Source organism: Sphingobium nicotianae, from assembly GCF_018603885.1.
Lineage (GTDB): Bacteria > Pseudomonadota > Alphaproteobacteria > Sphingomonadales > Sphingomonadaceae > Sphingobium > Sphingobium nicotianae.
In genome coordinates this window covers 1-14,184 of the sequence record NZ_JAHGAW010000001.1, presented here as the reverse complement: position 1 = coordinate 14,184, position 14,184 = coordinate 1, and the positions used below count along the sequence as shown (strand labels likewise).

General features: G+C 64.7%; 15 protein-coding genes. 4 read left to right on the top strand and 11 right to left on the bottom strand.

The window, feature by feature from the left end; genetic code table 11:
* Positions 1-74: 74 nt before the first annotated feature.
* From rseP to rpsB, 8 genes are all read right to left on the bottom strand, one after another.
* Positions 75-1,211, bottom strand: a complete 1,137-nt coding sequence (gene rseP, locus KK488_RS00070) for an RIP metalloprotease RseP (protein ID WP_214621106.1) — start codon at positions 1,209-1,211, stop codon at positions 75-77.
* Positions 1,208-2,380, bottom strand: coding sequence for a 1-deoxy-D-xylulose-5-phosphate reductoisomerase (locus tag KK488_RS00065; protein WP_214621105.1), 1,173 nt, complete (start codon positions 2,378-2,380; stop codon positions 1,208-1,210). Before KK488_RS00065 ends, rseP begins: the two co-directional genes overlap by 4 nt.
* On the bottom strand, positions 2,377-3,090 hold the full coding sequence (locus KK488_RS00060) for a phosphatidate cytidylyltransferase (protein ID WP_214621104.1): 714 nt from the start codon (positions 3,088-3,090) through the stop codon (positions 2,377-2,379). The genes KK488_RS00065 and KK488_RS00060 overlap by 4 nt, the downstream gene beginning before the upstream one ends.
* Positions 3,090-3,854 carry an isoprenyl transferase gene (locus tag KK488_RS00055; protein WP_214621103.1) on the bottom strand — a complete coding sequence of 255 codons (765 nt, stop codon included), beginning with the start codon at positions 3,852-3,854 and terminating at the stop codon, positions 3,090-3,092. Before KK488_RS00055 ends, KK488_RS00060 begins: the two co-directional genes overlap by 1 nt.
* A gap of 27 nt (positions 3,855-3,881) precedes the next feature.
* Positions 3,882-4,439, bottom strand: coding sequence for a ribosome recycling factor (frr, locus tag KK488_RS00050; protein ID WP_214621102.1), 558 nt, complete (start codon positions 4,437-4,439; stop codon positions 3,882-3,884).
* A 27-nt stretch (positions 4,440-4,466) separates the two neighbouring features.
* On the bottom strand, positions 4,467-5,204 hold the full coding sequence (pyrH, locus tag KK488_RS00045; RefSeq protein WP_214621101.1) for a UMP kinase: 738 nt from the start codon (positions 5,202-5,204) through the stop codon (positions 4,467-4,469).
* 106 nt (positions 5,205-5,310) lie between these two features.
* Positions 5,311-6,237 carry a translation elongation factor Ts gene (tsf, locus tag KK488_RS00040; protein WP_214621100.1) on the bottom strand — a complete coding sequence of 309 codons (927 nt, stop codon included), beginning with the start codon at positions 6,235-6,237 and terminating at the stop codon, positions 5,311-5,313.
* 109 nt (positions 6,238-6,346) lie between these two features.
* A complete protein-coding gene (rpsB, locus tag KK488_RS00035) occupies positions 6,347-7,108 on the bottom strand; it encodes a 30S ribosomal protein S2 (protein WP_214621099.1) in 762 nt (253 codons plus the stop codon).
* Positions 7,109-7,322: 214 nt separating this feature from the next.
* On the opposite strand from rpsB, the gene KK488_RS00030 reads away from it, so the two are divergent.
* Positions 7,323-7,538: a hypothetical protein gene (locus tag KK488_RS00030; protein WP_214621098.1), complete on the top strand. Its 216-nt coding sequence runs from the start codon at positions 7,323-7,325 to the stop codon at positions 7,536-7,538.
* Here KK488_RS00030 and KK488_RS00025 read toward each other — a convergent pair.
* From KK488_RS00025 to KK488_RS21530, 3 genes are all read right to left on the bottom strand, one after another.
* The gene (locus KK488_RS00025; protein ID WP_214621097.1) at positions 7,486-8,340 is read right to left on the bottom strand and encodes a CDP-alcohol phosphatidyltransferase family protein; all 855 of its coding nucleotides are present in this window, start codon (positions 8,338-8,340) and stop codon (positions 7,486-7,488) included. The genes KK488_RS00030 and KK488_RS00025 overlap by 53 nt on opposite strands.
* A 61-nt stretch (positions 8,341-8,401) precedes the next feature.
* On the bottom strand, positions 8,402-9,148 hold the full coding sequence (locus KK488_RS00020) for a phosphatidylserine decarboxylase (RefSeq protein WP_214621096.1): 747 nt from the start codon (positions 9,146-9,148) through the stop codon (positions 8,402-8,404).
* Positions 9,149-9,205: 57 nt separating this feature from the next.
* The gene (locus tag KK488_RS21530) at positions 9,206-9,334 is read right to left on the bottom strand and encodes a hypothetical protein (RefSeq protein ID WP_284732106.1); all 129 of its coding nucleotides are present in this window, start codon (positions 9,332-9,334) and stop codon (positions 9,206-9,208) included.
* Between KK488_RS21530 and KK488_RS00015 the strand changes: the two genes are divergently transcribed.
* The 3 genes from KK488_RS00015 (at position 9,333) to KK488_RS00005 (ending at position 13,870) form a co-directional block, all read left to right on the top strand.
* Positions 9,333-10,553, top strand: a complete 1,221-nt coding sequence (locus KK488_RS00015) for an NADP-dependent isocitrate dehydrogenase (protein WP_214621095.1) — start codon at positions 9,333-9,335, stop codon at positions 10,551-10,553. The genes KK488_RS21530 and KK488_RS00015 overlap by 2 nt on opposite strands.
* Positions 10,554-10,663: 110 nt before the next feature.
* Positions 10,664-12,445: a cation:proton antiporter domain-containing protein gene (locus KK488_RS00010; protein ID WP_214621094.1), complete on the top strand. Its 1,782-nt coding sequence runs from the start codon at positions 10,664-10,666 to the stop codon at positions 12,443-12,445.
* Positions 12,446-12,463: 18 nt separating this feature from the next.
* Entirely contained in the window at positions 12,464-13,870 is a 1,407-nt protein-coding gene (locus tag KK488_RS00005) for an amino acid permease (protein ID WP_214621093.1), read from the top strand.
* The last annotated feature ends 314 nt before the right edge of the window (positions 13,871-14,184 follow it).

The following is a 14,184-nucleotide window of genomic DNA, read 5'->3' as shown; positions in this document are numbered from 1 at the left end:
CCTACTTCCTCGCCTAAACCTGAAAGCGCATCGGCCGATGCGGCGATGCGCGCTGTTCCCCTGCCCCAACCGCTTCAGCCAATCAAGCCGGACAGGCCCCGCCAGAGGCCGAACGAGCCCAGATCGTTCACGGTCACGAAAATCATCAGACCCAGCAAAAGCGCGAGGCCGGAACGAAATGCGATCTCCTGAAAACGGGCGCTGACCGGTCTGCGCTGAATGGCTTCGATCCCGTAAAAGAATAAATGACCCCCGTCGAGCATGGGAATTGGCAACAGGTTGATGAACCCCAAGTTAATCGACACCAAAGCGAGGAAGGCAATGAAGGCCTGCGGGCCCAACGAGGCCTGTTCGCCCGAGATTTGCGCGATCTTGAGCGGGCCGCCGAGCTCGCTGACGGCGCGGCGCCCGGTAAGGATGTCAGCCAGGCCATGGACCATGACGCCGACCAGCTCGCCGGTGCGGCGCAGACCGACGATCGGCGCCTCCAGGAGGCTCACATCGCGCTGCACGGGATCAACTGCCCGCACGCCGATCTGTGGCAGACGGTAGATATTGCCGAAATTATCCTTCTCGACACGCGTACCGAGAACCAACGGCACCTCGAACCCGGCGCCGTCGCGCTCCACCTGTAGCGTCACCTTATCGCCGGGGAGCCGCGACATGACCGCCTTGTTCAGCTCGGGGAACAGGGTGATCGCTTGGCCGTCAATCGCGAGGATCCGGTCGCCGGCGTGGAGGCCAGCCTTCTCGCCCGGGCTACCGCTCACGACCTCACCGACCTTGGCGGGCGTCACATTGTCCCCATAGACATAAGCGAAGCCAGCGAGCACCAGGGCGGCGAACAGCAGGTTGATGATCGGCCCCGCCGCGACGATCAGGGCACGCTGCCAGAGCGGTTTCGCCGGGAAGCAGCGATTGCGCTCGTTGGCAGGCAACTCCAGCCAGGCGGGATCTGACTGGCTCGCCGCATTCATGTCGCCGGCGAACTTCACATAGCCACCGAGCGGCAGCGCGGCGATGCGCCAGCGCGTGCCACGCCTGTCGTGCCAGGCTGTCAGTTCCTTGCCGAAGCCGATCGAGAAGGTCTCGGCATGCACCCCGAACCAGCGTCCGACCAGATAATGCCCCATCTCGTGGATGAACACGAGCGGCCCGATCACGAGCAGGAAGGAGAGAAGCGTGAAGAGGAAACTGGGACTATCGGTCAATTGATGAGCTCCGCAGCCAGGCGCTCAGCAAGCTGGCGCGCCGACAGGTCGATGGTCCAGATCTCGTCGATGCTCGTGGCGAGCGGACCCTGATTGGATCGAGCTAGCACGTCTTCGACGATCCGGCCAATATCAAGAAAGCCGATGCGCCCGTCGAGGAAGGCGGCGACGGCGACTTCGTTGGCGGCATTGAGGATCGCAGGCGCGCTGCCACCCGCCTCGATGGCCTCGCGTGCCAGCCGCAGAGCCGGGAAGCGCTGCTCGTCCGGCGCCTCGAAATCGAGCCGGCCGATCGTCGCAAGATCAAGCGCCTTGCAGGGGGTCTCCATCCGCGCCGGCCAGGCTAGCGCGCTGGCGATGGGGATCCGCATGTCCGGTGAACCGAGCTGCGCAATGGTGGAGCGATCGCGATATTCCACCATCGAGTGGATGACCGACTGCGGATGAACGAGGATTGAAAACCGGTCGAGGCCGACGGGGAACAGGTGATAGGCCTCGATCAGCTCGAGCCCCTTGTTCATCATGGTGGCGCTGTCGATGCTGATCTTGCGGCCCATCGACCAGTTGGGATGCTTGACCGCCTGAGCGGGCGTCACCAGCGCCATCTCCTCGCGCGAGAAAGTGCGGAACGGGCCACCGCTCGCGGTGAGCGTGATCCGGGCAACGGCATCAATGTCGCCACTGGCGAGGCACTGGAAGATGGCATTATGCTCGCTATCAACCGGCAGCAACGTCGCGCCGCTCTGGGCGACGGCAGACATCATGACAGCGCCGGCGGAGACAAGCGCCTCCTTGTTGGCAAGTGCAACGGTGCGCCCCTTGCGGATCGCCGCGAAGGTAGGCGCGAGGCCTGCGCAGCCGACGATCGAGGCCATCGTCCAGTCGGCGCCCATGTCGGTGGCGTCGACCAGTGCACCCGCGCCGGCGGCGGCCTCGATTCCGGTACCGGACAGGGCAGCCTTCAGGTCAGCGTAGCAGCGCTCGTCCGCCACCACGGCAAGGCGGGCGCGATGCTCGATCGCCGCTGTGGCGAGCTTGGCAACGTCGCAACCGGCGGTGAGTGCGAATATCTCGAATGCATCGGGATCGCGGCCGATCAGATCGAGCGTCGACTGGCCGACCGAGCCGGTCGCGCCAAAGATGGAGACGCTGCGCGGCGCGGTCGTCACAGGAAATGCCCCACCAAGGAGAGCGCCAGCCCGGCGACGATCGCCGCGAAGAGCAGTCCGTCCACCCGATCGAACACGCCGCCATGGCCGGGGATGAGATTGCCGCTATCCTTGACCCCCGCCCGCCGCTTCATCCAGCTCTCGAAGAAATCGCCGATCTGGGCGACGATGGCGATGCAAGCACCGGTGAGGAACGCGAGCGCCGCGAAGCCCGGCTCGAACCAGTGATCGGAAGAGCTGCGCTCGACACTGTCCGACATGGCATAAAGGCCGAGCGTCAGGACGATGGCGGACAGCAATCCGGCCGCGAGCATGCCGCCGCCCAGCCCAGCCCAGGTCTTGGACGGGCTGATCGACGGCGCGATCTTTGGCCCGCCGATCGCGCGGCCGGCGAAATAGGCTCCGACATCGGTAGCGATGACCAGAGCGATCAGCATTAGCCGGGCGCCGCTGTCGAACGACAGGATCGCCCAGGCCGCGCTGCCGACATAGAGCAGCCCGGCGACCAGCCAGAGCGCCTTGGTCGGCCCGCTATCGGGGAAACGCAGCACGATCCCGCGCCATTCCCAGAAGACCAGCCCGGCCGACAGCAGCACGAAGAGCAGCAGGACGCCGCCACCGGCCCAAAGCGCGAGACCGGCCAGCGCGATCATCACAACCGCCGAGGCCGTCCGCACGGCCAGATCGGAGCGGCGCGTGACGTCAGCCATCAGAGCCCCCCATATCGGCGCTCGCGCTTTCCGAAGCTCGCCACCGCCTGCGCCAGCGCCGCCTCGTCAAAATCGGGCCAGAGCGTCTCGGTGAAATACAGCTCGGCATAGGCCACCTGCCAGAGCAGGAAATTGGACAAGCGTTGCTCGCCCGAGGTGCGGATCAGCAGATCGAGGGGCGGCAAATTCGCCGTGTCCAGCTCGGCGGCAATGAGCGCAGGCGTGACCCCGGCCGGCTCGAGCGTCCCGGCGCGGATGCGCTCGCCAAGCGTCCGCATCGCGCGGGCCAGCTCATCCTGCGCGCCATAATTGAGCGCCACGACCAGCGTCGAGCCGGTGTTCTCTGCCGTTTTTTCCACGGCCGCGTCGACCATCCGGGCCGCCTCCGGCTCGAAGGCGTGATGATCGCCAATGATCTTCAGGCGGATATTGGCGGCGTGGATCTCGTCCAGCTCGGAGCGGAGAAATTGCTTCATCAGACCGGTCAGGTCCGCGATTTCCTGCTCCGGACGCTTCCAGTTCTCAGAGGAAAAGGCATAGAGCGTTACGCATTCAATGCCGAGCTTCGCCGCTGCCCGCAGTGTCCGCCGCACCGCCTCGGCGCCGGCGCGATGTCCCGCGAGGCGCGGCAGACGGCGTGCCTTGGCCCAGCGGCCATTTCCGTCCATAATGATCGCGACATGGCGCGGCGGCGCGCCCTGCCCGCCCTCGCCTGCGGCATCAGGCGCCGGCTTGCGCGACGCTCTGGAACGCGAGAGGATCATCTGCGCCGCGCCGGGCCAGGGAGCCGCTTATTTGCCAAGGATTTCCTTTTCCTTGGCCTGCGCTGCCGCATCGATGTCGGCGATCGTCGCGTCGGTCAGCTTCTGCACCTCGGTCTCGTGGCGCTTGCGCTCGTCCTCGCTGATCTCGCCCTTCTTCTCGTCGGCCTTGAGATTGTCGTTGCCGTCGCGGCGGACATTACGGGCGGCAATGCGCGCCTTCTCGGCATATTGGTTGGCGAGCTTGGCAAGCTCCTTGCGGCGCTCCTCGGTGAGATCGGGGATCGGCAAACGGACATTCTGGCCGTCGATGATCGGATTGAGGCCGAGGCCGGCGGAGCGGATCGCCTTGTCGACGGGGCCGACATTGCTCTTGTCCCACACCTGCACCGAGAGCATGCGCGGCTCGGGCGCCGAAACGGTCGCCACCGTGTTGAGCGGCATGTGCGAGCCATAGACCTCGACAGTGATCGGATCGAGCAAAGCCGTGTTGGCGCGGCCAGTGCGCAGGCCGCTCAGGTCATGCTTCAGGGCCTCGACGGCGCCAGCCATGCGGCGCTCTAGATCTGCCTTGTCATACTTGGCCATGAGCTTCTCCTTATGCTTTGTTGGCGATCAGGCCGCGGCCTTGACGCCGTCAGCGTTGACGATCGTCGAAACGCCCTGACCGGCCAAGACCTTAGCGAGATTGCCTTGTTCGCGAATGTTGAAGACGATGATGGGGACATTATTGTCACGGCAGAGCGCCAGCGCGCTTGCATCCATCACCTTGAGATTTTGATTGAGAACCTGATCATAACTCACTGCATCGAAACGCTTTGCAGCAGGAACAAGCTTCGGATCCGCATTATAGACGCCATCGACCGAGGTGCCTTTGTAGAGCGCGTCGCAATCCATCTCCGCCGCGCGCAGGGCTGCGCCGCTGTCCGTTGTGAAATAGGGACTGCCCACACCTGCCGCAAAGATCACCACGCGACCTTTCTCAAGATGGCGCAGCGCCCGGCGGCGGATATAGGGCTCGCAGATGCTCGACATCGGAATGGCCGACTGGACGCGCGTGGCGACGCCGAGATGTTCCAGCGCATCCTGCATCGCGAGCGCGTTCATGACCGTCGCGAGCATGCCCATATAATCGGCATTGGCGCGGTCCATGCCCTTGGCGGCGCCCGCCATGCCACGGAAGATATTGCCGCCGCCGATGACCAGGCAAAGCTCGTAGCCCTGATCCTTGGCCTGCTTCACTTCCCCCGCAACGCGCGCGACCGTCGCCGGATCGATGCCAAAGCTCTGGTCGCCCATCGCCGCCTCGCCGGAGAGCTTGAGTAATATGCGCTTGGCGGGTGCTGATGACATGAAGGCCTTCGATACGCGAGGAATAAGGAAGCGGCGCGACCTTAGTTAGGCCGCGCCGCGATGCCAAGCGCCGAGCGATGCCCCGCGCTGTAAGTTGTGGATGAGATCAGACGCCCGCGGCCGCCGCGACTTCCGCCGCGAAATCGCTGACTTCCTTCTCGATGCCCTCGCCGAGCTGGAAGCGGACATAGTCCTTGAGCGTGATGGTCGTGCCGGCATCCTTGGCCGCCTTCGCGACGACGTCGGCGATCGGCGTCTTGTTGTCCATCACGAAGAGCTGCGAGAGAAGCGCATTCTCCTTGGCGAACTTGGCGACGCCGCCCTCAACCATCTTGGCGATGATATCGGCGGGCTTGCCCGACTCGGCCGCCTTCTCGGTCGCGATCTTGCGCTCGCGCTCGAGAATCTCCGGATCGATATCAGATGCGTTGAGCGCGATCGGGAAAGCCGCCGCGATGTGCATCGCGATCTGCTTGCCGAGCGGGGTCAACACGTCGGCGCCGGCCGGGCTCTCCAGCGCAACCAGCACGCCGATCTTGCCGAGACCGGGCGCGACCGCATTGTGCATATAGTCGACAACGACGCCCTGACCGACCGCCACGGCCTTGACGCGGCGCAGCTGCTGGTTCTCGCCGATCGTGGCAACGTTGGTCACCAGCGCATCGTTCATCGTGCCGCCCGCCGGATGCGGCGCGCTTTTGAGCGCTTCGGCATCGGTGATGGCATTGGCCAGCGCGACCTCAGCCGAGGTACGGACGAAGTTCTGGAACTGCTCATTTTTGGCAACGAAGTCGGTCTCGCTGTTGACCTCGACGGCAACGCCGCGCGTGCCATCGACGGCGACCGCGACGAGACCTTCGGCAGCGGTGCGGCTCGACTTCTTCTGTGCCGCAGCCAGACCCTTGGCGCGCAGCCAGTCGACGGCCGCCTCGATGTCGCCGCCGGTCTCGGAAAGCGCCTTCTTGCAGTCCATCATGCCGGCGCCCGAACGCTCGCGCAGATCCTTGACGGCGGCTGCAGTAATCTCTGCCATGATTGTCTTCCTCAAGCTTGAGTGAGTTGTCCGTAAATGACGGGCGGGCGCGGAGCCGATCCTGGCCCCGCGCCCTGCCCGCGCATCATTGCGCGTGTGTGACGGGGCCTCAGGCCTCTTCGGTCAGCGTCTCTTCGGCCGGCGGCACGTCCATGGCGCCGAGGTCGAGGCCGGACGCAGCGGCCGCGCCCTGATTGCCGCGGGTCGCCGACTGGGCGATCGCATCGCAATAGAGGCGGATCGCGCGGCTGGCGTCGTCATTGGCCGGAACCGGGAAAGCGATGCCCTGCGGATTGACGTTCGAATCCAGGATGGCGACGACCGGGATGCCGAGCGTGTTGGCTTCCTTGATCGCCAGCTCTTCCTTGTTGGCGTCGATCACGAACATCACGTCCGGGATGCCGCCCATGTCGCGAATGCCGCCGAGCGAGAGCTCGAGCTTGTCGCGCTCGCGGGTCATCTGGAGCACTTCCTTCTTGGTGAAGCCGTGCGTGTCACCGCTCAACTTCTCCTCGAGCGACTTCAGGCGCTTGATCGAGCCCGAGATAGTCTTCCAGTTGGTGAGCATGCCGCCAAGCCAGCGGTGGTTGACGAAATGCTGGTTCGAGCGGCGCGCGGCCTCTGCGATCGGATCCTGCGCCTGGCGCTTGGTGCCGACGAACAGCACCTTGCCGCCGGCGGCGACAGTGGCGTTCACGAAGTCGAGCGCACGTGCGAAGAGCGGCACGGTCTGCGACAGGTCGATGATATGAATGCCGTTCCGCTCGCCGAAGATGTACGGCTTCATGCGGGGATTCCAGCGGTGGGTCTGGTGACCGAAATGCGCGCCGGCTTCGATCAATTGATGCAGAGTGACGACAGGAGCCGCCATAAGTAAATTCCTTTCCGGTTGATCCTCTGGACCCCCGTGACCGCTAAGCGGCACCGGTATGTGATGGAGTCCATGTGGGTTAGGCGGGCGCCCTTATGCCAAAAAAGCCGCGAACGCAAGACTTGACGATCCCTGAAAATAAGAACAAATAGGGAACATACGGGAACGATGCCGAATCGGACGCATTCTTCCCCGGGAGTCGGAAAGGAAGATCATGGTTTATTATGCTCTGGGATCTCTTCTCTTCGCTGGTGCGCTGATCGCCGCGCTGACGATCATGGCCCGTGAATTCGCGCAGTATCGTCCTGCAATGATGAAGGCGCTGCGAAGCCTGAGCCTGGAGGGCATCGACACACACGCAGCGGGGAAGCCGGCGATCACTCTTCCGGCGGTGCGGACGAGCCTATCGCATTTGCCACGCGCCGCTTGACCCGGGCATAGCTCACCAGCCCAAGCGGGATGAGGGCGAGATAGGCGAGCGACAATGCGAGCAGGCTGTGCCAGGGCGCGACCAGCAGCATGGCCGCGAAGAGCCCGGCGGCGAAGATGGCAAACAGGCGCCAGCTCGGCGGGACGAGCAGGCGCTTCCAGCCCAGGGTCGGCAAGTTCGAGATCATCAGGAAGGCTGTAAAGATCAGCCAGGGCGCGACGATCCGCCAATCCCGGAAAATCTCCATGTCGGTAACGAACCAGCAATAGACGGGAACAAGCGCGAGCCCTGCCCCGGCGGGCGCCGGAACGCCGGTATTGAAGCCCGCCGCCTTGCGCGGCTGATCAGCAACGGAAACATCGATATTGGCATTGAAGCGCGCGAGCCGCAGCGCGCAGCTCAGCGCGAGGCCGAGCACCACCACCCATCCGAAGCGCGGCATCTCCTGCAGCGACCAGAGATACAGCACGATCGCGGGCGAGACCCCGAAGGCGATGCAATCCGAAAGGGAATCCAGCTCGGCGCCGAAGCGGCTTTCCGCGCGCAGCAGTCGGGCGATGCGGCCATCCATGCCGTCGAGCACACCGGCGAAGATGATCGCGCCGACGGCCAGTTCCCAGAACCAGGTGTTCGAGCGGGTCGGTGCGAGCAATTGCGCCTGCTGAGGATTGCTGCCCAGGATCGCGAAACGGATGGCGGTCAGCCCGAAGCAGAGCGCCATCGCCGTCACTGCATTGGGCGCGACCTGACGCAAGGTGAGATCCCGCCCCACCCGCATCGACATTGGGCGCGGCCGGCGCATCAGCGACGCCGATGCGCGGCGATCGCGCCGGACGAGCCCGGCTGACGCGGCGCTGTGCGGCTCATTGCAACACGCCCGTCGTGGCGCGCGCATCGCCGATATAGGCAAGCACCGTCTCGCCGGCGACCGTATGCTGGCCGAGCATGCATTTGGGCGCCGTCCCGGCGGGCAGGTAGACGTCGACGCGGCTACCGAAGCGAATCAGGCCGATCCTCTGGCCCGCCGCGACGATGTCGCCGCGTTTGACGAATGGCACGATGCGTCGGGCCACGAGACCGGCGATCTGGGTGAAGCCGACCCGCACACCATCGGCTCGCTCGACGAGGATGTGCTGGCGCTCATTATCCTCGCTCGCCTTGTCGAGATCGGCATTGATGAACTTGCCGCTGATATAGACGACGTCCTTGATCGTCCCGCCGATCGGCGTTCGGTTGATGTGAACGTCGAACACGCTCATGAAAATCGACACGCGGATCATCGGTTCCATGCCGAGCTTGTCCGGCCCCATCATCTCGGGCGGCGGCGGCACGGTCTGGATCAGAGTGATCAAGCCGTCGGCAGGTGCTATGATCGCATAGTCGTCCTGCGGGACTGCGCGGATCGGATCACGGAAAAACGCGAAGACCCAGATGGTGAGCCCGGCCATCAGCCAGGCCAGCGTGGACCAGCCCAGCAGGGCAAGCAGCAGCGTGATGCCCACGGCAATGCCGCCGAACTTGCGGCCCTCGGGGTGGATGGCCGGGAAATGCCATTTGATTGTCGTCCGCGTGGGGACAGCCGGTTGCGACCCGGGAAGCTCTGTGGACATGGCGCCATCCTAGGCAGAGCGGCCGATAGGCACAACGTTTGATTGTAAACTGGCCTTTTAGGGCCCGTCGGCGCGCTGGCGGTTGATCACGGACGCGTCCTTGCCTAGAGGCAATGAATAGACCAGCGGCCGCACGCCCTCGCGGCCATATTTGGGCTTCAGAACAGGGAAAGACCAGCCGCGCATGAGCAAGATCAAGGTGAAGAACCCGGTCGTCGAAATCGACGGCGACGAGATGACCCGCATCATCTGGGAGTGGATTCGCGAGCGGCTGATCAAGCCATATCTCGACATCGACCTCCATTATTATGACCTTGGCGTCGAAGAGCGCGACCGCACCGACGATCAGATCACGATCGATTCAGCCGAGGCGATCAAGAAATATGGCGTCGGCGTAAAGTGCGCCACGATCACGCCGGACGAGGCACGCGTCGAGGAATTCCATCTCAAGAGCATGTGGAAGTCGCCCAACGGCACGATCCGTAACATTCTTGGTGGCACCATTTTCCGCGAGCCGATCGTCATCAAGAATGTACCCCGCCTGATCCCCGGCTGGACCGATCCGATCGTCGTCGGCCGTCATGCCTATGGCGACCAGTATCGCGCGACGGACTTCGTCGTCCCCGGCCCCGGCAAGTTGCGCCTGATCTGGGAAGGCGATGACGGTCAGGTCATCGATCGCGAGGTCTTCAAGTTCCCGGGCGCTGGCGTGGCGATGGCCATGTACAATCTCGAGGATTCGATTCGCGATTTCGGCCGCGCCAGCATGAACTACGCTCTCGGTCGCGGCTGGCCGCTCTATCTCTCGACCAAGAACACCATCCTCAAGGCCTATGACGGCCGCTTCAAGGATCTGTTCCAGGAAGTTTATGAAAGCGAATTCAAGCAGAAGTTTGCCGATGCTGGCATCGTCTATGAGCATCGCCTGATCGACGACATGGTCGCTTCCGCGCTCAAGTGGAGCGGCAAGTTCGTCTGGGCCTGCAAGAATTACGACGGCGACGTCCAGTCCGATCAGGTCGCCCAGGGCTTCGGCTCGCTCGGCCTCATGACCTCGGTGCTGATGACGCCGGACGGCAAGACCGTCGAGGCCGAGGCTGCGCACGGTACGGTCACGCGCCACTATCGTCAGCACCAGCAGGGCAAGGCGACCTCGACCAATCCGATCGCCTCGATCTTCGCCTGGACCGGCGGTCTCAAGTTTCGCGGCAAGTTCGACGAGACGCCCGAAGTGGTGCGTTTCGCCGAGGCGCTGGAGCGCGTGTGCGTCAAGACCGTCGAGGATGGCCACATGACGAAGGATCTCGCGCTGCTGGTCGGCCCGGAACAGGCCTGGATGACCACCGAGCAGTTCTTCGAGCAGATTCGCGTCAATCTCGAAACCGAGATGGGCAGCTGGAAATAAGGATTGCCGGTTTTGACGTCATTGCTTCGTCCCGACCCCGTTTCCGCGCACCATGCGATGCGGGCCGGGCGGAGCTCTGACGCACACGTGATCACCGCGAGGCGCGCGCCATGACGCACGGGGCCTTCGGCAGTGTGGGATACAGCGATGCGCTGGTGATCCTTGGTGCGGCTGGCCTCGTCATCCCCGCCTTCGCGCGACTGCGGATCAGCCCGGTCATTGGATTCATCCTGGTCGGCATGCTGGTCGGGCCGCTCGGGCTGGGCCAGTTCGTCGATCGCGTACCAGCGCTCTTCTACGTCACCATCTCCAATTCGACCGCGATCAGCGCCTTTGCCGAGTTCGGCATCGTCCTACTGCTCTTCTCGATCGGCCTCGAGTTGTCGTTCAAGCGGCTCTGGTCGATGCGCGGCATGGTCTTCGGCATCGGCGCGGCGGAGCTAATCGGCAGCGCCGCCATCATCGCCGGCGGCTTCCTGCTGTTCGGCAGCAGTCTTTATGCCGCGATCGGCCTTGGCCTTGCGCTTGCGCTCTCCTCGACAGCGTTGGTCCTGCCCATCTCCGGCACGCAATCAGCGGTCGGCAAGGCTGCCTTCTCGATGCTGCTGTTCGAGGATCTGGCGCTGGTGCCGATCGTTTTCGCCCTCGGCGCCATGGCCCCCAATGTCGGCGACGATGGCTGGGCCAATTTGGTCGGCGTGATCATGACGGGTGGAATTACAGTGGCCGTCATGCTGGTCGGCGGGCGTTTCATTCTCCCACATCTCTTCGCGCAAGCCGCGCGCACCAAAAGCTCGGAAGTGTTCCTCGCCGCCAGTCTGCTCGTCGTCATGGTTTCCAGCCTCGTCACCGCTGCTGCTGGCCTGTCACCGATCGTCGGCGCGCTCGTCGCGGGCCTTCTGATTGCCGAGACGGATTATCACGGCGAGGTCGAAAGCATGACCGAGCCGTTCAAAGGTCTCGCGCTCGGCGTGTTCCTGATCACTGTCGGCATGGGCATCGATCCGTTGGCGCTGGCTAAGCAGTGGGGCTCTCTCCTGCTGGCGATCACGGCGGTGATCGTCATCAAGACCGTGATGACCGCGACATTGCTACGGCTGGCGGGCGCGCGGCGCGGTGTGGCACTCGAGACCAGCATGCTGATGGCGAGCCCCTCCGAGACCACGCTGATCGTGCTCGGCACGGCAGTCACGGCACGGCTGATCAGCACCGATATCGCAGAGTTCTGGCAGATGGCCACCGCAATCGGCCTGACCGTCACGCCGATCCTCGCGCGCGTCGGCCATGACATCGCTCGCCGGATCGAGCTGCGCTCGGGCGGACTGGAGGCCGATATCGCCGCCGACGATGCGAGCCGCACGGTCATCCTCGGCTTCGGGCGCGTCGGGCGCATGGTCGCGGAACTGCTGCGCAGCCATGACCAGCCCTATGTTGGCGTCGAGAGCGACATCGACATCGTCAACCAAGCACGGCGGGAGGGCTATGTCGTGCGCTTTGGCGATGTCGCGCGGCCAGACACGCTCGATCGCCTGCGTCTCGGCCATGCCAATGCGCTCATCATCACCATGGACGATCCCGTGCTCGCCGTGCGCATCACTCGGCGTGTGCGCGGCTGGGCGAGCAATCTCCCGATCATCGCGCGCGCGCGCGACACCGCTCACGCCGCCGAACTGTACAGTGCCGGCGCGAGCGATGCGGTGCCCGAGACGCTCGAAAGCTCGCTACATCTGGCAGAGACAGCCCTGGTCGACCTGGGCATTGCGATGGGGCCGGTCATTGCGTCGGTGCATCAGAAGCGCGAGGATCTGCAGAACGAGATCAAGGCAGCGGCCAAGCTCGACAAAGCGCCCCGGCTGCGGCGGCGCTGGCTGGAGGAAGCGACCAATAGCTGAGTTCCCGGGAGGGTTGACGTGAGCGGACTTTGGGGACCTCGCAAGGCGATCGACGCTCCGGCGGCGCGGGCCGAGCATCACAGGTTGCGCCGCACGCTCGGCTGGGCGCATCTGATGGCGCTGGGCGTCGGCGCCATCGTCGGCACGGGCATCCTCACGCTGACCGGCGTCGGCGCGGCGCTGGCCGGCCCCGGCGTCATCCTGTCCTTCCTCATCGCGGGCCTCGTCTGCGCCGCCGCCGCGCTCGCGTATGCCGAATTGGCGGCGATGATCCCGCAATCGGGCAGCGCCTATACCTACAGCTATGTCGCGGTCGGCGAGACGATCGCCTGGATCGTCGGCTGGAGCCTCATCCTCGAATATTCGGTGGTTTGTTCAACCGTCGCGGTCGGCTGGTCGGGCTATTTTGCAGGCTTCATGGAAGCGAGCGGCTGGGGGCTGCCCAAGGCGCTGATCGCGGGGCCGGATGCAGGCGGCCTGATCAACCTGCCAGCGGTGGCCATTATCGCAATCGTCGCCGGGCTGCTGCTGATCGGCACGCGCGAATCGGCGACGCTCAACACCATCCTCGTCGTGCTGAAGGTGGGCGCGCTGGCCCTGTTCGTGGCGATCACCCTGCCCGCCTTCGATCAGGCGAACTTCGCGCCCTTCATGCCGCACGGCTTCCTCGGCCATGTCGATCCGGACGGCACCAAGCGCGGCGTGCTCGCGGCCGCCTCGATCATCTTCTTCGCCTTCTACGGCTTCGATGCCGTCTCGACCGCCGCCGAGGAAGCGCGCAATCCCGAGCGGGACCTCACCATCGGCATCGTCGGATCGATGCTGGTCTGCGTGATCATCTACATGGGCGTGGCGGCAAGCGCGATCGGCGCCGTGCCGGTGGCGGACTTCGCGAGCTCCGCCGAGCCGCTGGCGCTTGTCCTGCGCGTGCTCGGCAGCGATCTGGCCGCGAAGATCTTCGGCGCGGTGGCGGTGATCGCGCTGCCGACGGTGATCCTCGCCTTCCTGTTTGGCCAGACGCGCATCTTCTTCGTCATGGCGCGCGACGGGTTGCTGCCCGCGCGCCTCGGTCGTGTTCATCCGAGGAGCGGCGTGCCCGTCGCGGTGACGATCGGCACGGCGATCATCGTCGCCGTGATCGCCGCCTTCCTGCCGCTCGCCGAGATCGCCGCGCTGGCCAATGCCGGGACGCTCTGCGCCTTCGTGGCGGTCGGCGCCGCCATGCTGATCCTGCGGCGGCGCGAGCCGGACCGGCCGCGCCCGTTCCGCACACCGCTGGCGCCGCTCGTCGGGCTGATCGGCATCGCCGGATGCATCGCTCTGTTCGTGACACTGCCAGGCGCTACCCAAATCCGCTTCTTCCTCTGGAACGGGCTCGGCCTGATCCTCTACGTGATCCTGCGCCGGGCAGGGTCGCGCGCCTGAGCCGCCGTCGTCAGCGCGGCCGGTTCTCCGTCCCCGCTCCGGCTGTGATGAACAGCGCGCGTGTCTCGCCATCGATGTCGGCAGTGTGCCAGACGCCGGGCGGGTTGACCGCATATTGGCCGGCGGTAAGGATGGTGGTCTCGATCTGACCATTCGCCAGCTCCTGATGCAGGATCAGCTTGCCCGATGACCTGCTCCCCAGATTGTCCGCGATTATAAGTTAGCTCTGTTCGCGTTATGGGCCTCTGCGGCCCGGGTTGCATATTCCGCCGGCGTGAGTCCGTCGAGGCTCGTGTGGGGTCGGTGCTGGTTAT

Excerpts from the sequence above, each read along its gene's own strand:
- KK488_RS00060 (WP_214621104.1), bottom strand. The coding sequence starts at position 3,090 with ATGGCTGACGTCACGCGCCGCTCCGATCTGGCCGTGCGGACGGCCTCG.
- KK488_RS00055 (WP_214621103.1), bottom strand. The coding sequence starts at position 3,854 with ATGATCCTCTCGCGTTCCAGAGCGTCGCGCAAGCCGGCGCCTGATGCC.
- frr (WP_214621102.1), bottom strand. The coding sequence starts at position 4,439 with ATGGCCAAGTATGACAAGGCAGATCTAGAGCGCCGCATGGCTGGCGCC.
- pyrH (WP_214621101.1), bottom strand. The coding sequence starts at position 5,204 with ATGTCATCAGCACCCGCCAAGCGCATATTACTCAAGCTCTCCGGCGAG.
- tsf (WP_214621100.1), bottom strand. The coding sequence starts at position 6,237 with ATGGCAGAGATTACTGCAGCCGCCGTCAAGGATCTGCGCGAGCGTTCG.
- rpsB (WP_214621099.1), bottom strand. The coding sequence starts at position 7,108 with ATGGCGGCTCCTGTCGTCACTCTGCATCAATTGATCGAAGCCGGCGCG.
- KK488_RS00030 (WP_214621098.1), top strand. The coding sequence starts at position 7,323 with ATGGTTTATTATGCTCTGGGATCTCTTCTCTTCGCTGGTGCGCTGATC.
- KK488_RS00025 (WP_214621097.1), bottom strand. The coding sequence starts at position 8,340 with ATGCGCCGGCCGCGCCCAATGTCGATGCGGGTGGGGCGGGATCTCACC.
- KK488_RS00020 (WP_214621096.1), bottom strand. The coding sequence starts at position 9,148 with ATGTCCACAGAGCTTCCCGGGTCGCAACCGGCTGTCCCCACGCGGACG.
- KK488_RS00015 (WP_214621095.1), top strand. The coding sequence starts at position 9,333 with ATGAGCAAGATCAAGGTGAAGAACCCGGTCGTCGAAATCGACGGCGAC.
- KK488_RS21530 (WP_284732106.1), bottom strand. The coding sequence starts at position 9,334 with ATGCGCGGCTGGTCTTTCCCTGTTCTGAAGCCCAAATATGGCCGCGAG.
- KK488_RS00010 (WP_214621094.1), top strand. The coding sequence starts at position 10,664 with ATGACGCACGGGGCCTTCGGCAGTGTGGGATACAGCGATGCGCTGGTG.